Genomic DNA, 16803 nt, shown 5'->3' with positions numbered 1-16803 from the left:
CTTTGCCGGTAAGTACGTCAATGGGTCGAGGATCTTGGCTTCATTGCCTACATTCAGAGCGCGCGATGAAGAAGCTTTAGAACTGAACAAGGATGCAGGATTTCGCGCCCGACGTTGGGTCGTCGAGCGCACGCACAGCTGGATGAATCGATTCCGTGGCCTGCTGATCCGTTGGCCGAAGAAGGCAGGCAACTATCTCGCCTGCCTTCACCTCGTTTGTGGAGTCATTGCCTGGCGTTCAGCAGGTCTACTGGGATAGGCTCTAAGTCGTCGGCCAGGGCGACTTACTGGGGTTGCTTAGCCTGGCAGCTTTGCCGCAAGAACGTCAACCTTTTCGATTGACGGCGGCTCGGCAAATAACTCCCCCGCTTTTTCCATAAGCGCCGCTGCGACTTGGCCGGAAAGATGAGCTTGCCGCCCAGCTTCATCTGAAAACGCGTCAAAAATGCCAAAGGTTGATGGCCCTAGGCGGATGCCGAACCAAGCTGTAGTAGCCGGCTCTGCCTGAACTAGGGGAAGACCACTTAACAGAAAGTTCTCTACTTCTTTCTCCTTACCCGGCTTGGCTTCTAGACGAACGAACAATGCAAGTTTGACCATGAGATATCTCCTGTAGTTAAACAGCCACCAAATTATCAACTTTCCAATGAGCCAAATGCAATGATGACCGCACCGCCACCATTTGCGGCGAAGCCGCCTCCTGCACGTGGCAAAGAGTATATAGAGGGCGACACTGGGTTTCTCAACACTTTAGTGACTGCCATAAGTTCAACACTTATACAACCAGATGGGTAATCCGACGAACTCCCGCTCTTGGCCGAACCCGGCCGTTCGCAATGCTCAGTGTACGGCGCTTGTTGCTCTGGAGGTAAGTACATGGTTTGATAGTTGCGTTACGCCTTGCCGATCTTGCGACGCGAACCACCGCTCTTTGAAGTAAAGGTGAGGCTGTTTATGGAGTAAAACGGCTTTGTTGCATAAATCGAGCGAGGGCCGAGCGGACGCTACTTTGTAGTTCGTTTTATAACATTGGGACCGTAACCGTTGTGCCCAGCCGGGTGAGGCGGTTCAGCATGGCAGCCCGTACTTGTAGCTCGGCGACCTGACGTTCGAAGTCGCGTGCCATGACGTGTTCGCCCAGCAACTTGAAACAGCGCATCTTGGTTTCAACAAGGCTACGCCGGTGGTAGCCGCTCCATCTCTTCCGGATTGCCCGTCCCAGCCTTTTTGTAACTCGCAGGATGTCGTTATGTGCATCGGCACCACGGTTGTTTGCCTTCCAGGGCATGGTGTTCTTCCGGGTCGGGATGATGACATGCGCAGTGCGCAATGCAATGCCTTTAACGCCCTTCGTCTCGTACGCACCGTTGCCACTGACGCTGGCAATGCGCTCGTCAGCAGAATCTAGCTCAGCAGCGCTGGCAGGACAGGTGCGTCGCCGATACCGTTATCGGTCACTCCCATGGCCCGGATCTCGAGCGTGGACGCATCGATCCCGAGATGCACCTTGCGCCACTGGCGGCGATGGTTTGCCCCGTGCTTCTTCGTCTTCCACTCGCCTTCACCCAGCATCTTGATGCCAGTGCTGTCCACCAGCAATTGCAAGCCCGTCGTGGTCGGCATAGTGCCGATTGCCACCTGCAGCGTCTTTTGCCGCCTGCTGACGGTGCTGTAGTTTGGCCAGACTGCCATACTTACGCGCTGCACGCTGGTTAGTCCTGATTTACGCAACAAAGCCGCTTTCAACAGTGCGCACTCGTGAAGAAATTTGTTATACCTTTCTTCCCTAATGCCGCTATTTGCGATGAATTTACCCTCGTTCTGAAAGGATAATCATGAAGGCACTCGTTTATAATGGTCCGTGCGACGTCCAAGTTAAAGACATGCCGGACGCCAAGATTGAAAAGCCGACTGACGTCTTGGTCCGTATCACAACAACTAATATCTGCGGGTCTGACCTGCACATGTACGAAGGCCGCACCAACATGGAAACGGGCCGTATTTTGGGCCACGAAAACATGGGTGAAGTCATCGAGATCGGCAACGCTGTCGAACGCGTTAAGGTCGGCGACGTTGTCTGTCTGCCGTTCAACATCGGCTGCGGCTTTTGCCAAAACTGCGAACGGGGCTTGTCCGGCTTTTGTCTGACGGCAAACCCTGGCACGGCCGGTGCTGCCTACGGTTTTGCCGGCATGGGTCCGTACAGCGGCGGCCAGGCCGAACTGCTACGGGTGCCATTCGGCGATTACAACTGCTTGGTGCTGCCGGAAGACGCTAAGGAAAAGGAAAATGACTACGTGATGTTGTCGGACATTTTCCCGACCGGCTACCACGCTACCGAATTGGCTGGCCTCAAGCCGGGTGAATCGGTCGTGATCTACGGCGCCGGCCCGGTCGGCCTAATGGCGACCATGTCTGCGTTCATTAAAGGCGCAAGCGAAGTTTTCGTCGTGGACACGCACAAGGATCGTTTGGCTCTGGCCGAAAAGATGGGCGCGGTGGCGATCGACGACACCGAAGGCGCCGGCGTCGAGAAAATCTTGAACCTTACTAACGGCGAAGGTGCCGACTGCGGCTGCGAATGCGTTGGTTATCAATGTTGCGACAAGCACGGTAAGGAAGTGCCAAATTTAACAATGAATAACTTGGTACAGACGGTCAAGCCTACTGGCGGCATTGGCGTAGTTGGTGTATTCCTCCCACAAGATCCAAAGAGTCCAGACGCGTTAGGAAAGGAAGGTAAAATTGCCTTCGATTTTGGCAATTTTTGGTTCAAGGGTCAGAAGATTGGCACCGGTCAAGCCAACGTCAAGCATTACAACCGTTATTTGGCAAAATTGATCCATAAAGGTAAAGCAACGCCTTCGCAGATCATTTCACATCAGCTTGGACTAGATGATGCACCGACTGCCTATCGGAATTTTGATAAACGTGCGGAAGGGTGGACCAAAGTCGTGCTAAAACCTAATAAATAAGGAAAATATTATTTATAGGCGAATGTTAAAAGACGATTTGTAAATTCAAAGTAGATAGGTTCTATAATAAACGGGCTCTCGCGCAATTTTATTTCATTTAAGGATATTAAAGAGAGAAGATTGCGCGGAAGAACTTTGTTAGTTTCCAGTTTGATTAGCTTTGTTGCGTAAATTACGCCTGACCAGGCTACTAGACCGTCAGCTTCCTCGCTGACCTAGCTGTCAAAGCCCGTCCGGTCATCAACGTCAGGCAGTACTCGACAGGCAGGGCGGCGCAGGAAATCAACGCGGAAAAACTCCCGGCAGGGGGGGGGGCGGACCTTTTTCGAAGCGACCAGAGGGTGACCAGAACGCAAAAAGCCCACGAACCGAAATTCGTGGGCTTCTTTGTAATTCATGGTAGGCCGTGCGGGATTCGAACCTGCGACCAACGGATTAAAAGTCCGCTGCTCTACCAACTGAGCTAACGACCCGAAGAAGGCGTGCATTATAGCGGGTCGGCGCCGATCTGCTAAGGTTTTTCTTGCAATGTTGGGTCGGCAAGCGCCGTCGGGGACGGAAAACGCCACAAGCGCCCGCCGCGCACGAATGATTGGCGTAATGGCATCCTTTTGTATGGTATAGATACGATTTCGTCAAAAACATCTTGGCTTCTTGGATCTCCAAGCAAAGATATTCAAAGAAATCGCTCGCTCCATGCAGGATGAATGTGTCTTCCCGGCGTCCTTGGCCAACCCGGACCTGGGGCGCTTGCTGTTCGAAACCAGCCCCGATTGCGTCAAGCTGCTCGGTACCGATGGCCGGCTGCTGGCCATCAACCGCAATGGCCTGCGGGCCATGGAGATCGATGATGTCGCCACCGTCGCGGGAACGGCCTGGGTCTCGCTCTGGCCCGAGGACAGCCGCGCCGACGTGCAGGCGGCCATCGATGTCGCCGCGCAGGGCGGTACCGGCAAGTTCAAGGCGGCCTGTCCGTCGGCCAGGGGAACGCCGAAGTGGTGGGACGTGGTCGTCACGCCCGTCGACCTGGGCGGCGAGGGCGGTAGGCTGCTGGCCGTGTCGCGCGACGTCACCGCCGCCCATCAGGCGCAGCGCGAGCTGGCGACCAGCGAGGCGCGCTTTCGCTCGCTGGTGACGGCGACCAGCGCCATCGTCTGGGTCACCTCGGCGACGGGCCGCTTCGATGCGCCGCAGCCGGCCTGGCAGGCGTTTACGGGCCAGGCGCCGGATGCGTACCGCGGCGACGGCTGGTTGGACGCCGTGCATCCGGACGACCGCGCGGCCACCCTGGAGGCCCGCGCTGGCGCCGTCGAGACGCGCGGCATCTACTGCGTGGAGCACCGCCTGCGCGATGCCGGCGGCCGCTATCGCCACATGCGCGCCAAGGCCGTGCCGATCGTCGATGCGGCCGGCGTCGTCGTCGAATGGGTGGGCACGCATACGGACATCTCGGCCGACATCGAGGCCGATGGGGAGCGCGAGCGACTGGTGCGGGAGCTGCGGGCGGCCAACGACCGCATCAACGACATCTTCCGCCAGGCCCCCGCGTTCATGTGCGTGATGACCGGGCCGGAGCACGTGTTCGACCTCGTCAACGACCATTACCTGCAGCTGGTCGGCAACCGCGACCTGGTCGGCCAGCCCGTGCGCCAGGCGCTGCCCGAGGTGGCGGGGCAGGGCTTCTTCGAGCTGCTCGACCGCGTCTACGCGACGGGCGAACCGTTCGTCGGCCTCGACATGCCCGTCATGCTGCAGCGCGAGCCCGGCATGCCGCTCGAGGAGCGCTTCCTCGACCTGGTCTACATGGCGCTGCGCGACGGCGAAGGACGCGTCACGGGCCTGCTCGCGCACGGTGTCGACCAGACCCACCGCAAGCAGGCGGAGCTGGAGCTGCATGCGAGCCGCGAGCGCTTCCAGAAGATCGTCGACCAGGCCGCGACCGGCGTGGTGGAGATGGATACCACGGGCCGCATCACCTTCGCGAACCAGAAATTCGGCGACATGCTGGGCTATGCGCCGCAGGAGCTGGTGGGCCGCAGCGTCATCGAGGTCACCGCGCCCGCGTCGGTGCGCTCGACGCTCGCCACGGTCGGCAAGCTGCTCGTCGACGGCATGCAGGCCGCGATCGACAAGGAATACCTGCGCAAGGACGGTTCCCTGATGCCGGCCACCAGCAGCGTGAACGCGCTGCGCGGGCCGGACGGCGAAATCCAGGGCATCGTCGCGATCGTGCTCGATACCACCGAGAGCAAGCGCGCGCAGGAACGACTGCGCGCCAGCGAGGAGCGCTACCGCACGCTGTTCGAGTCGATGGACCAGGGCTTCTGCATCATCGACGTGATCCTCGACGATGCGGGCGAGGCAATCGACTACCGCTTCGTCGAGATGAACGCGATGTTCGAGGAGCACACGGGCCTGGCCGGCGCCACCGGCAAGACGGCGCGCGAGCTGGTGCCGGACCTGGACCGCCTCTGGATCGACACCTACGGCCGCGTCGCCCGCACGGGCAAGTCCGAGCACTTCGAGAGCGAGGCCGCGGCGATGGGGCGCTGGTTCGACGTTTACGCCACGCGCATGGGCGATGCGTCCGGCCGCCGCGTCGCGCTGCTGTTTTCCGACATCACGGCGCGCAAGCGGGCCGACGACACGCTGCGCCAGCTGGCCGCGGACCTGAAGGAGGCGGACCGCCGCAAGACGGAGTTCCTGGCCACGCTGGCGCACGAGCTGCGCAACCCGCTGGCGCCGATCCGCAGCGGCCTGGGCGTGATGCGCCTGGGCGGCGACAATGCCGCGTCCAATGCCCGGGTGCGCGCGATGATGGAACGCCAGGTGTCGCACATGGTGCACCTGATCGACGACCTGCTCGACATCGCCCGCATCAGCGGCGGCAAGCTGGAACTCAAGAGGGCGCGCGTGGACCTGGCCGACGTGCTGTCCAGCGCCGTCGAGACGAGCCTGCCCGTCATCGAGGCGGGGCAGCACCTGCTCCAGCTGGACGTGGCGGGCGAGCCGTTCCCGGCCGACGTAGACGCCACCCGCATCGCCCAGGTCGTGGCCAACCTGCTCAACAACGCGGCCAAGTACACGCCGGCCGGCGGCAATATCGTGCTGGCGCTGCGGCGCGACGGCGGCGAGGCCGTGATCGCGGTCTCGGATACGGGTGTCGGCATCCAGGCCGATGCGCTGGAAGGCGTGTTCGAGATGTTCAGCCAGGTCGGCCGCAGCATCGACCGTGCGCAGGGCGGGCTCGGGATCGGCCTGTCGCTGGTGCGGCGCCTGGTCGAGATGCACGGCGGCAGCGTGAAGGCGGAGAGCGCCGGACCGGGCGCGGGCAGCACGTTCACCGTGCGCTTGCCGCTGGCCTCCGTCGCGCCGGCCGGCGCCGCGCCGGCGGCGGGCGAGCAGGCCGTGGTACCGCAGGCCGACGGCGTGCGCGTGCTGGTGGTGGACGACAACGTGGACGCGGCCGTCACGCTGGCGATGGTGCTGGAACTGAACGGCCACGTGACGCGCGTGGCGCACGACGGTGTCGAGGCCTTGGCGGCCGTACGGGACTTCGCGCCGCAGCTGGCCTTCCTCGACATCGGCATGCCGCGCATGAACGGCTACGAGACGGCGCGCGCGATACGCGCCATCCCGGCACTGGAACACGTGGTGCTGGTGGCGGCGCTGACGGGGTGGGGCGCGGAGGACGACCGCAACCGGTCGAGCGAGGCGGGGTTCGACCATCACCTGACCAAGCCGGTGCAGATGGGGGATGTGGAGAACATCCTGGCGAGCGTGCGCCGCTGACGTGGAAACCGTCGTCCCCGCGAAGGCGGGGACCCATACTGAGCATCAGGATTCAGGATCCTTGAAATGCCGCAGCATGATTGAAAGAGAGGCTTCGGGACTTCAGCATGGGTCCCTGCCTTCGCAGGGGCGACGCGGAGGTGGCAGCCAAAAACAAAAACGCCAGCCCGAAGGCTGGCGTTCTCGCTGAATTCTCTGGTAGGCCGTGCTGGGCTCGAACCAGCGACCAACGGATTAAAAGTCCGCTGCTCTACCAACTGAGCTAACGACCCGAAGAAGGCACGCATTATAGCGGGTGATTCGCGTTTGCGCCAGGGGCGATACAAATTAAATGAGCGCCGCCGTCACTTTCAGCACTTCCTCGGCCGTCGTCACTCCTTCCGCCACCTTCAGGGCGCCGGCGATGCGCAGCGGCTTCATGCCGTCCGCCACGCTCTGGCGGCGCAGCGCGCCGATGTCCGTCTCTTCCTGGATCAGCCTGGAAAACCCTTCGGTGACGACGGCCAGCTCGTACAGGCCGGTCCGGCCGCGGAAACCCGTCTGGCGGCATTCCGGGCAGCCGATCGGGCGGTAGACGGTCTGCGGCTTCGGCATGTCCCAGCTGCCCGCGATATTGTTCCAGACGGCGTCGTTGAGTTCTCCATCAGCGGCTTTGCATTGGGGGCACAGCGTGCGCACCAGGCGCTGGGCCATGATGCCGATCAGCGTCGCTTCCAGCAAGTAGTAGGGCACGCCCAGTTCCAGCAGGCGCATCACGGCGGACGGCGCGTCGTTGGTGTGCAGCGTGGACAGCACCAGGTGGCCCGTCAGCGCGGCCTGGATCGCCATCTCGGCCGTCTCCAGGTCGCGGATCTCGCCGATCATGACGATGTCCGGATCCTGGCGCATCAGCGCGCGCACGCCGTCGGCGAACGACAGGTCGATGCCCGGTTGCACCTGCATCTGGTTGAACGCCGCTTCGACCATCTCGATCGGATCCTCCACCGTGCAGACGTTCACCTCGCTCGTCGCGAGCGCCTTCAGGGTCGTATACAGCGTGGTCGTCTTGCCGGAACCGGTGGGGCCGGTGACGAGGATGATGCCGTGCGGGCGGCGCGTGAGGCCGTCCCAGCGCATCGCGTCGTCGGGCGGGAAGCCCAGTTCCGGCAGGGTCTTGACCACCACTTCCGGGTCGAAGATGCGCATCACGAGCTTTTCGCCGAAGGCGGTGGGCATCGTCGACAGGCGCAGCTCGACTTCCTGGCCCGCATACGTTCGCGTCTTGATGCGGCCGTCCTGCGGCCTGCGCTTTTCGATGACGTCCATGCGGCCCAGCAGCTTGATGCGGGCCGTCATCGCCAGCATGACGACGGCCGGCACCTGGTACACCTGGTGCAGCATGCCGTCGATGCGGAAGCGGATCACGCCGGACTCGCGCTTGGGCTCCAGGTGGATGTCGGAGGCGCGCTGTTCGAACGCATAGCCCCACAGCCAGTCGACGATGTTGACGATGTGCTGGTCGTTGGCGTCGACCTGGCGGTTGGCCTTGCCCAGTTCGACCAGCTGCTCGAAGTTGTTGCGCAGCGCGAGGTCCTGGCCGCTGGCCTTGTTGGCGTCGCGGATCGACTTGGCCAGGCTGAAGAACTGCGAGATGTACTGGGCGATGTCGAGCGGATTGGCGATCACCAGGTCGATGCGGCGGCGCGAGATGCGCGCGATCTCGTCCTGCCACTCGGTGCGGAACGGGTCGGCGGTCGCCACCACCAGCGCGTCCGGCTTCAATTCCACGGGCAGGATGTTGAAGCGCGCCGCGTAGGTGGCCGACATCACGTCCGCGACCTTGGTGAAGTCGATCTTGAGCGGGTCGATGCGCAGCCAGGGCAGGTTCACCTTGGCGGCGCACCATTCGCTGAGCACGTCCAGCGTCAGCAGCCGGTGCGGCGCCCTGGCCGAGACGATCTTGCACTGGGCGACCGCGGTGAGGGGATGCATCGAGCCCACGGCATTCTTGAGGATGCCCTGGGCTTGCGCGAAGTGCGGCTTGACCGTCGATTTCTCGACGATGCCGTCGGCCAGCAGCCAGGAAAAGATGGTCTGCAGGTCGAGTTTCTGCGGCGTGTTCTTCGCTGGCGCGGCGGTCTGCATGGCGTTCCAGTCAGGCTTTGCCGGCGGCCTGGATCCCTGCCTTGAGGTCCCTGAGCCAGGACTTGGCCGGCAGCTTGGTGTCGGCCACGATTTGCGCGGCGCGCGCGGCCAGGCGGGCAGGATCGAGGTCGGGGGCCGTCTTGAAACACAGCGCGACCACGTTGCCGTCGTGGACCTCGGGCAGGCAGATCACGTGGGCAAAGGCGAAGCGCATCGCCTTGATGTTCTTGGCGAAGCTCGGGTGGTCGCCGAACAGGTTGACGGTCATGACGCCGGTATCAAGCAGGCAGTCGTTGCAGGCCTGGTAGAACTCGGGCGTGTCGAGCACGGGGCCGCGCGCGGTGGCGTCGTACAAATCGCACTGCAGCGCGTCGAAGGCGCCGTGGTTCGCGTCGTCCAGCACGAAGTCCAGCGCATCCGTTTCGAGCACCTGCAGGCGCGCGTCGTCTTCCGGCAGCTTGAACATCGAGCGGCAGATCGCGATGACGGACGGGTTCAGTTCGACGGCCGTGACGGTGGCGTCCGGGAACAGGCGGTAGGTCGCCTTGGTCAGCGAGGCGGCGCCCAGGCCCAGCTGCGCGATGGCCCGCGGCTGCTCGACGAACAGCATCCAGGCCATCATCTGCTGGGCGTATTCGAGCTCGGGCCAGTCGGGCTTGCGGATGCGCATGGCGCCTTGCACCCATTCGGTACCGAAGTGGAGATAGCGGACACCGTCCTGTTCGGACAGGGTGACGGGGGCGAACTTGGGCTTGCGGGCGGGACGGCGCGAGGATTCGGCCAGTTCGATGGATTTGCGTTTGATGAGCATAGGGCGACCTGAAGGGAACGTCCTATTATCGTTGGACCGGCTTCCCCGGTGCAAGCACCGGGGAAGCCGAGGGCGCGGCGAAGAGGAGGGGGACCGCGCCCGGAAAAGCGAAAAGCCGCTGATTGCTGCTTATTGCTACCGCTTACTGGTACTGGACCGGGTCGACCGAGACGCGCAGGCGCACGCGGTTGCCCGGGTCGCGGTCCATCACGGTCGTGTAGGTGTGGCCGCGGTAGTCGTAGGTCACGTCGTAGCCGTTGGTGCGGGTCTCGACGGCGTCGACGGTGCGGCATTTCTGCACTGCCTGTTCCTGCACCCCGTTGCCGTATTGGCGGCCATCGTTGTCGACGTGGTCGCCGACCATGCCGCCGGCGATGGCGCCCGCTGCCGCAGCGGCCACTTTACCGTTGCCGCTGCCGACCTGGCTGCCCAGCAGGGCGCCGGCGATACCGCCGATCACGGTGCCGGCCTGGCTGCGTTGCTGTTGCACGGGCACCTGCACATAGTCGGTGCGGCATTCCTGGCGCGGCGTGCGGATCTGCTCGACGCGCGGCTGCACGCGCACGACCTGGCCGAAGTCCTCGAAGGCGCCAGCCTGGGCCTGGGCCAGCGGCAGGGCGCAGATGCCCAGGGCGGAAACAATCAATTTGGCTTGCAGTTTCATGGTCATACCTCGATTCTGGATTCTGGGTGCTTGACGTTTGCGGTGTTGGTGGAAAGCGTTTTTTACGCCACGATTCTATGGTAGCGCCGAAAAGCGGGAAGAAACGATCCGCGTGGCAACAAAATGTAACAGCTGGTATGCACATGCCACCACGGTCTTTCGGATAGTAAAAACGTTAGAAAACCGCCATGAATTTCTCTGAAAACACGGCATTTTTTACAAATATGCCGTGCTCGGCCATATTCGGGTTGATTCCCATACCACAAAACGTTACCCTTAGGAGACTTAGGGTTTTATTGGCGCGTGGAAACGAGACCAGGAGAAAGCGAGCAAGCCCGACGCTTCCACAAGACCACGCGCTGGCGACCGGGTATTTGAGGAAAAGATGAGTTTGTTGATGAGAGTACCGCCGAATCTTGTGCAGTCGATCCGCGCCTACCGTCCTACGGAGTTGCAGAAAGAAGCGCTCCGCATGGGCCATCATTTTCTCTATGCCCTGTGCACCAATGCCGTGACCAAGCAGCAAGTCTGCTCCCGCATCGGCGAGCAATTTTTCTTCCCCAAGCCCTGCAGCAAGAATTTCGATGCGCTGCGTAATTGCCTGACCAATGTGATCGCGGACGCCGGTCCGCAACCGGGTTTCCTGGCCGTGCTCGATCAATTGCCGAATACGCAAAAATTCGACAAGGAAGCGCGCGAAACGCTGCTCGACGTGTTCCGCGATGCGGCGGAATTCTGGGCCGAGAAGAAAGTGCCGTTCCGCGTGTTTTATTCCTTCGAAGAACCGCAGTCGCCGCAGTCGGTGGGGTGGGTGGGCGCGCGGCCGTTCGAGTAAGCCCGATCCAGCCCTTAGCTTATAGACCGTCGTCCCTGCGAAGGCAGGGATCCAAGCATCGTTCCCGACGTCGGGAATTCCGCAAACCATTAACGACCACGAAGTCGCCGGCTTCACGATCGTTTTTGTCCTGTTAACTCCGGAAGCTCAGCTTGGATCCCTGCCTTCGCAGGGACTACGTTGAACAGCTTGGCGATGTCATTCAGTCTGCCATTCCTGCAACGTCCCAACTTTGCAGCCCCTCCGTTTCCTTGGGCCCACACCCAGCCCCGGGTTACAATACGCGATTATGAAAAATATCGTGATCCTTATTTCTGGCCGCGGCAGCAACATGGAAGCCATCGTCCGTGCGCTCGACGCCGAGCGCTGGCCGGCCCGCATCGCCGCCGTGATCAGCAATAAGCCCGACGTCAAGGGCCTCGCATTCGCCCAGGCGCGCGGCATCCCGACGGCCGTCGTCCCCAGCAAGGAATTCGCCTCGCGCGAAGCCTTCGACGCGGCGCTGCGGGAGACCGTCGACGGCTTCGCGCCCGACCTGGTCGTGCTGGCCGGCTTCATGCGCATCCTGACGGCGCCGTTCGTCGAGCACTACGCCGGCCGCATGCTGAACATCCATCCCTCGCTGCTGCCGCTGTTCCCCGGACTGCACACGCACCGCCAGGCGCTGGAGGCGGGCGTGCTCGAGCACGGGGCGACCGTGCACTTCGTGACGGCCGAGCTGGACCATGGCCCGACCGTGCTGCAGGCCCGCATCGAGGTGCTGCCCGGCGATACCGAAGAGAGCCTGGCCCAGCGCCTGCTGGAAAAGGAACACGTGATTTATCCGCAAGCGGTACGCTTGTTCGTCGAAGGCAAACTGAGCATTGACGACGGCGCAGTCCGGATCGCCGCGGCCACCAGTAGTTGAAAATTCAAGGAACACCATGAGATTGCCACCCGCGATTCTCGGCAATGCGGAAGAGGTATTGCGCGAGATCCTGCGCTTTACCGCCCCGGCCGACGTCACCCTGTCGCGTTACTTCAAGGACCACCCCCGCTTAGGCGGCCGCGAGCGCGGTGCCATCGCGGAGTGCATCTATGCCGTACTGCGCAATAAAACCTTCTATACCGACTTCGCCGGCGGCGCCACCATGCGCCGCCTGGTGCTGATGGGCATGGCCGACGCGATCGGCGCCGAGTCGCTCGGCGGCCTGACAGAGGAAGAAACCGCCTTCGTGGCGCGCATCCAGGAAATCGACCGCAGCCTGCTGCCGCCCAGGCAGCGCGCCAACCTGCCGGACTGGCTGTACGAGAAATTCGTCGCCCAGTACGGCGAAGAGGAAACGCAGCAACTGGCCGCCGTGCTGAACACGCCGGCCCCGCTCGACCTGCGCGTAAACTCGCTGAAGGCCGACCGCGACAAGGTGATCGAAGAGCTGGCCACGGCGCCGATCAAGGCCGAGCCGACCCCGTACGCCCCGCTGGGCCTGCGCGTGTGGAAGAAGCCGGCGCTGCAGAACCTGCCGCTGTTCAAGGAAGGCGCGATCGAAGTCCAGGACGAGGGCAGCCAGGTGCTGGCCCAGCTGCTGGGCGCGCGCCGCGGCGAGATGGTCGTCGACTTCTGCGCCGGCGCCGGCGGCAAGACGCTGGCCATCGGCGCGATCATGCGCAACACGGGCCGCCTGTACGCCTTCGACGTGTCGGAAAAACGCCTCGCCAAGCTCAAGCCGCGCATGGCCCGCAGCGGCCTGTCGAACGTGCACCCGGTCGTGATCGCGCACGAGCGCGACGCCAAGGTCAAGCGCCTGGCCGGCAAGATCGACCGCGTGCTGGTCGATGCGCCGTGCTCGGGCATGGGCACGCTGCGCCGCAACCCGGACGTCAAATGGCGCCAGCAGGAAGGCGCCATCGCCGAGATGACGGAAAAGCAGGCATCCATCCTGGACGGCGCGTCGCGCCTCGTGAAATTCGGCGGCCGCCTGGTCTACGCGACCTGCAGCCTGCTGGACGAAGAGAACGATGCCATCGTGCAGGGCTTCCTGGCCACGCACCCGGACTTCGAGCTGGTGCCGGTGAGCAAGGTGCTGGCCGAGCAGCGCATCGCGCTGGAGATGGGCGATACCCTCAAGATGCTGCCGCACAAGCACGGTACCGACGGCTTCTTTGCCGCCGTGCTGGAGCGCAAGGCGGCTGCGAAGCCGGCCGCGGCCGAGGCGGACGAGGAGTAAGCACGTCCCATGCCGCTGACCAACCTGATCGGTGACCTCCTCGACGACCTGAGCCGCCCCGGCATGCCGTGGCAGATCGGGTCGATCGTCGCGGCCATCCTGCTCGGGCTGGTCGTCACGCGCTTGGCGCGCGGCTGGTGGCAGCGCCGCCGCGGCGTGGCCGATGCCATGCACGCGGGCGTGGACAGCTTTGCCCGCGTGATGGCGCCGCTGCTGGTCGTGGCCCTGCTCACGCTGGCGCAATTCGTCCTGAACAAGTATCGCTTCCATACGAACATCGTGAAGGTGGCGATCCCGATCTTCTGGTCGCTGGCGCTGATCCGCGCCGCCTTCTACCTGCTGCGGCGCGTGTTCGCACGGCGCGGACAGCTGGGCGAAGCCTTCGTCACGTTCGAGAAGATCTTCGTGCTGCTGGTGTGGCTGGCCGTCGTGCTGTACATCACGGGGCTGTGGCCGGACATCGCCGACTTCCTGGGCAGCTACCGGCTGCAGTACGGCCCCAAGAAGAACGATTTCGTGTCGATCGACGACTTGCTGCAGGGCATCGTGACGATCGTCGTCATGCTGATGCTGGCGCTGTGGGCCGGCACGGCGCTGGAAGAGCGCCTGATGGGCATGACGGCCCTGCACAGCTCGCTGCGCGTGGCGCTGGCCAGGGTCGGCCGCGCCGTGCTGATCGTCGGCGCCATCCTGGCCAGCCTGCGCTGGGTCGGCATCGACCTGACCGTGCTGTCCGTGTTCGGGGGCGCGCTGGGCGTCGGCCTGGGTCTCGGCATGCAGCGGATCGCCAGCAATTATGTGTCCGGCTTCATCATCCTGATGGAGCGCAGCCTGTCCATCGGCGACATGATCTCGGTGACCAGTTTCACCGGCAAGGTCACGCAGATCAATACCCGCTATACCGTGTTGCAGGGCCTGGACGGCGTGGAGACCGTGGTGCCGAACGAGATGCTGATCTCCGGTACGGTGCAGAACCAGTCGCTGAGCAGTCGCCGCGTGCGCGCCGGCACCAAGATCACGGTAGCTTATGGCAGCGACCTCGACGTCGTGATGCCGCTGCTGATCGAGCAGGCCGCCGGCACCCCGCGCGTGCTGGAGGATCCGGCGCCAGGCTGTTCGCTGTCGCGCTTCGGCCCGGATGGCTACGAACTCGACCTCGGCTTCTGGATCGCCGATCCGGAGAACGGGCAGGGCGGTGTGGTGTCGGAAATCAACAAGAAGATCTATGCGCTCGTATCAAAGGGCGAGATCAAACTTGGCTATCCTTCGGTTGATACGCGTCTGCTCGACTCCCATATAGCGTCGGTTGTGGCGCGGATCGCAAAAACGCCGGAAGATTCATCGCCACCAGCACATTGATTGAGAGTGCTTATGCCGCGCGGAAGCGGATCCGCGTAAAATGCGTATTTGCGTCATGCAGTTCGAATGACTGTTTTCCCCTTGTGATCGTTCCACAGAAAGAACGACTTACTTTTCCTTCAGTGGAGCATCGATGAATTCTCTGAGCAATACCCTGCACGCCGTGCTGTCCTTCCTGGACGGCGGTCTGCTCGACCTGTCGGTCTGGCAGATGGTCGTGTACACGCTGGTCGTCACGCACATCACGATCGCCAGCGTCACCATCTACCTGCACCGCCACCAGGCGCACCGCGCGCTGGACATGCACCCCATCGCCAGCCACTTCTTCCGCTTCTGGCTGTGGCTGACCACGGGCCAGGTGACCAAGGAATGGGCGGCCGTGCACCGCAAGCACCACGCCAAGTGCGAGACCGTCGAGGATCCGCACAGCCCGGTGACGCACGGCATCAAGAAGGTGCTGCTCGAAGGCGCCGAACTGTACCGTGCCGAGACGAAGAACAAGGAAACGCTGGACAAGTACGGCCACGGCTGCCCGAACGACTGGATCGAGAACAAGCTCTATACCCCGTACAGCTGGCTGGGCGTGTCGCTGCTGCTGCCCCTGACCTTCATGCTGTTCGGCGTGGTCGGCATCACGATCTGGGCCGTGCAGATGCTGTGGATCCCGATCACGGCGGCCGGCATCATCAATGGCCTGGGCCACTTCTGGGGCTACCGCAATTACGACTGCAATGACGCGGCGACCAATCTGATGCCATGGGGCATCATCATCGGCGGCGAGGAACTGCACAATAACCACCACACCTTCGCCACCTCGGCCAAGCTGTCGAGCAAGTGGTACGAGTTCGACATCGGTTACGCCTACATCCGCATGATGCAGGCGGTGGGCCTGGCCAAGATCAAGAAGACGATCCCGAAGCCGCGCCTGGCCAAGAACAAGCTGGAAGCCGACTTCGACACGCTGCAGGCCGTCATCGCCAACCGCTACGACGTGATGGCGAAATACGCCAAGTCCGTCAAGGCGGCGTTCCGCGAAGAAGTGGAGCACCTGAAGCACAAGGCCGAGCTGGAAGCCCGTTTCCTGAAGAGCGCCCGCAAGTCGATGCAGCGCGAGCCGGCCAAGCTGCCCGCCGCTCAGCAGGCCCAGCTGGTCGAGCTGTTCCAGCACAGCAAGGCGCTGGAAACGATGCACCAGATGCGCGTGGAACTGGGCGCGATCTGGGAACGCTCGCACTCGACCCGCGACCAGCTGCTGCAGCAACTGCAGGACTGGTGCGCGCGCGCCGAAGCGTCGGGCATCAAGTCGCTGCAGGAATTCTCGATGCGCCTGCGCAGCTATGCCTGATCGTCCGTGATCGGTCAATGAAAACGGCTCCTTCCGGAGCCGTTTTTTTATGCCGTCGTCCCTGCGCAGGCAGGGATCCAGGTGTCATGAGCACCGGGACATCGGGTCCCTTCCTGCGCATGGGCGACGCTGCACCAAAAAAAAAGCCGCCAACTTTTCAGTGGCGGCTTCTTCGACGCAAAACCAGGATTACTTGATCTTGGTTTCTTTGTACAGAACGTGCTTGCGTGCTTTCGGGTCGAATTTGGTGATTTCCATCTTCGCCGGCATGGTGCGCTTGTTCTTGGTCGTGGTGTAGAAGTGACCGGTACCTGCGGTCGATTCCAGTTTGATCTTGTCGCGGCCAGTTTTTGCCATGATGACTCCCTATTTAGATTTTCTCGCCGCGGGCGCGCATGTCGGCCAGCACAGCGTCAATGCCCAGCTTGTCGATGACGCGCAGGCCGGCATTCGAAATACGCAGGGAGACCCAGCGGTTTTCCGATTCTACGAAGATGCGACGGTTCTGCAGGTTCGGCAGAAAACGACGCTTGGTTTTGTTGTTGGCGTGGGAGACGTTGTTGCCAACCATCGGGCCCTTGCCAGTAACTTGGCAAACACGTGCCATAGCGCACTCCTTGAGTAAACTTCCACAATTGGAAAAACGAGAGTATAGCGTGAAAACAGCAGCGTAATCAACAACTTGCGAAAA

13 protein-coding genes, 2 tRNA genes and 2 pseudogenes are annotated in these 16803 nt (G+C 62.4%); 8 read left to right on the top strand and 9 right to left on the bottom strand.

Features of this window, described 5'->3' with window-relative positions; all coding sequences use genetic code 11:
- Positions 1-12 precede the first annotated feature (12 nt).
- Positions 13-259: pseudogene (locus tag QPK32_RS21700) on the top strand (transposase); the annotation flags it as partial.
- Between the two features lie 38 nt (positions 260-297).
- Here the strand turns inward: QPK32_RS21700 and QPK32_RS21695 are convergent.
- The gene (locus tag QPK32_RS21695) at positions 298-600 is read right to left on the bottom strand and encodes a putative quinol monooxygenase (RefSeq protein WP_277488299.1); all 303 of its coding nucleotides are present in this window, start codon (positions 598-600) and stop codon (positions 298-300) included.
- Positions 601-1021: 421 nt separating this feature from the next.
- Positions 1022-1680: pseudogene (locus tag QPK32_RS21690) on the bottom strand (IS5 family transposase); the annotation flags it as partial.
- 155 nt (positions 1681-1835) lie between these two features.
- Between QPK32_RS21690 and QPK32_RS21685 the strand changes: the two are divergent.
- Entirely contained in the window at positions 1836-2975 is a 1140-nt protein-coding gene (locus QPK32_RS21685; protein WP_290414880.1) for a glutathione-independent formaldehyde dehydrogenase, read from the top strand.
- A 397-nt stretch (positions 2976-3372) separates the two neighbouring features.
- Here QPK32_RS21685 and QPK32_RS21680 read toward each other — a convergent pair.
- Positions 3373-3448, bottom strand: a tRNA-Lys gene (locus QPK32_RS21680).
- Between the two features lie 223 nt (positions 3449-3671).
- Between QPK32_RS21680 and QPK32_RS21675 the strand changes: the two genes are divergently transcribed.
- Positions 3672-6767 carry a PAS domain S-box protein gene (locus QPK32_RS21675; RefSeq protein ID WP_290414879.1) on the top strand — a complete coding sequence of 1032 codons (3096 nt, stop codon included), beginning with the start codon at positions 3672-3674 and terminating at the stop codon, positions 6765-6767.
- 196 nt (positions 6768-6963) lie between these two features.
- Here the strand turns inward: QPK32_RS21675 and QPK32_RS21670 are convergent.
- The 4 genes from QPK32_RS21670 to QPK32_RS21655 all read right to left on the bottom strand — a co-directional run bounded on the left by QPK32_RS21670 (position 6964) and on the right by QPK32_RS21655 (position 10366).
- A tRNA-Lys gene (locus tag QPK32_RS21670) sits at positions 6964-7039 on the bottom strand.
- A 55-nt stretch (positions 7040-7094) separates the two neighbouring features.
- Positions 7095-8891, bottom strand: coding sequence for a GspE/PulE family protein (locus QPK32_RS21665; RefSeq protein WP_290414878.1), 1797 nt, complete (start codon positions 8889-8891; stop codon positions 7095-7097).
- 10 nt (positions 8892-8901) lie between these two features.
- The gene (locus tag QPK32_RS21660) at positions 8902-9702 is read right to left on the bottom strand and encodes a spermidine synthase (RefSeq protein WP_290414877.1); all 801 of its coding nucleotides are present in this window, start codon (positions 9700-9702) and stop codon (positions 8902-8904) included.
- A gap of 142 nt (positions 9703-9844) precedes the next feature.
- Positions 9845-10366 (bottom strand): glycine zipper 2TM domain-containing protein, encoded by a 522-nt coding sequence (locus tag QPK32_RS21655; protein ID WP_290414876.1) that lies wholly within the window; start codon positions 10364-10366, stop codon positions 9845-9847.
- Between the two features lie 385 nt (positions 10367-10751).
- On the opposite strand from QPK32_RS21655, the gene QPK32_RS21650 reads away from it, so the two are divergent.
- The 5 genes from QPK32_RS21650 (at position 10752) to QPK32_RS21630 (ending at position 16112) form a co-directional block, all read left to right on the top strand.
- Positions 10752-11201: a barstar family protein gene (locus tag QPK32_RS21650; protein ID WP_290414875.1), complete on the top strand. Its 450-nt coding sequence runs from the start codon at positions 10752-10754 to the stop codon at positions 11199-11201.
- A gap of 289 nt (positions 11202-11490) precedes the next feature.
- Positions 11491-12108: a phosphoribosylglycinamide formyltransferase gene (gene purN / locus QPK32_RS21645; protein ID WP_290414874.1), complete on the top strand. Its 618-nt coding sequence runs from the start codon at positions 11491-11493 to the stop codon at positions 12106-12108.
- 16 nt (positions 12109-12124) lie between these two features.
- The gene (locus tag QPK32_RS21640; RefSeq protein WP_290414873.1) at positions 12125-13408 is read left to right on the top strand and encodes an RsmB/NOP family class I SAM-dependent RNA methyltransferase; all 1284 of its coding nucleotides are present in this window, start codon (positions 12125-12127) and stop codon (positions 13406-13408) included.
- 9 nt (positions 13409-13417) lie between these two features.
- Complete coding sequence (locus QPK32_RS21635; RefSeq protein WP_290414872.1) at positions 13418-14767, top strand: mechanosensitive ion channel family protein; 1350 nt, start codon at positions 13418-13420, stop codon at positions 14765-14767.
- A 133-nt stretch (positions 14768-14900) separates the two neighbouring features.
- Entirely contained in the window at positions 14901-16112 is a 1212-nt protein-coding gene (locus tag QPK32_RS21630; RefSeq protein ID WP_290414871.1) for a fatty acid desaturase, read from the top strand.
- Positions 16113-16301: 189 nt separating this feature from the next.
- Here the strand turns inward: QPK32_RS21630 and rpmG are convergent, their stop codons facing one another.
- Both rpmG and rpmB read right to left on the bottom strand, forming a co-directional pair.
- Positions 16302-16469, bottom strand: a complete 168-nt coding sequence (rpmG, locus tag QPK32_RS21625) for a 50S ribosomal protein L33 (RefSeq protein ID WP_078034102.1) — start codon at positions 16467-16469, stop codon at positions 16302-16304.
- A 13-nt stretch (positions 16470-16482) separates the two neighbouring features.
- Positions 16483-16719 (bottom strand): 50S ribosomal protein L28, encoded by a 237-nt coding sequence (gene rpmB / locus QPK32_RS21620; protein ID WP_025511730.1) that lies wholly within the window; start codon positions 16717-16719, stop codon positions 16483-16485.
- Between the last annotated feature and the right edge of the window lie 84 nt (positions 16720-16803).

It is taken from the genome of Massilia sp. YIM B02763, from assembly GCF_030412015.1.
Lineage (GTDB): Bacteria > Pseudomonadota > Gammaproteobacteria > Burkholderiales > Burkholderiaceae_D > Telluria.
The sequence above is the reverse complement of the archived record's forward strand: the minus strand, read 5'-3'. Positions and strand labels throughout refer to the sequence as shown.

Bases quoted from the DNA above. Each gene is read 5' to 3' on its own strand.
- QPK32_RS21695 (WP_277488299.1), bottom strand. From the start codon at position 600: ATGGTCAAACTTGCATTGTTCGTTCGTCTAGAAGCCAAGCCGGGTAAG.
- QPK32_RS21685 (WP_290414880.1), top strand. From the start codon at position 1,836: ATGAAGGCACTCGTTTATAATGGTCCGTGCGACGTCCAAGTTAAAGAC.
- QPK32_RS21675 (WP_290414879.1), top strand. From the start codon at position 3,672: ATGCAGGATGAATGTGTCTTCCCGGCGTCCTTGGCCAACCCGGACCTG.
- QPK32_RS21665 (WP_290414878.1), bottom strand. From the start codon at position 8,891: ATGCAGACCGCCGCGCCAGCGAAGAACACGCCGCAGAAACTCGACCTG.
- QPK32_RS21660 (WP_290414877.1), bottom strand. From the start codon at position 9,702: ATGCTCATCAAACGCAAATCCATCGAACTGGCCGAATCCTCGCGCCGT.
- QPK32_RS21655 (WP_290414876.1), bottom strand. From the start codon at position 10,366: ATGAAACTGCAAGCCAAATTGATTGTTTCCGCCCTGGGCATCTGCGCC.
- QPK32_RS21650 (WP_290414875.1), top strand. From the start codon at position 10,752: ATGAGTTTGTTGATGAGAGTACCGCCGAATCTTGTGCAGTCGATCCGC.
- purN (WP_290414874.1), top strand. From the start codon at position 11,491: ATGAAAAATATCGTGATCCTTATTTCTGGCCGCGGCAGCAACATGGAA.
- QPK32_RS21640 (WP_290414873.1), top strand. From the start codon at position 12,125: ATGAGATTGCCACCCGCGATTCTCGGCAATGCGGAAGAGGTATTGCGC.
- QPK32_RS21635 (WP_290414872.1), top strand. From the start codon at position 13,418: ATGCCGCTGACCAACCTGATCGGTGACCTCCTCGACGACCTGAGCCGC.
- QPK32_RS21630 (WP_290414871.1), top strand. From the start codon at position 14,901: ATGAATTCTCTGAGCAATACCCTGCACGCCGTGCTGTCCTTCCTGGAC.
- rpmG (WP_078034102.1), bottom strand. From the start codon at position 16,469: ATGGCAAAAACTGGCCGCGACAAGATCAAACTGGAATCGACCGCAGGT.
- rpmB (WP_025511730.1), bottom strand. From the start codon at position 16,719: ATGGCACGTGTTTGCCAAGTTACTGGCAAGGGCCCGATGGTTGGCAAC.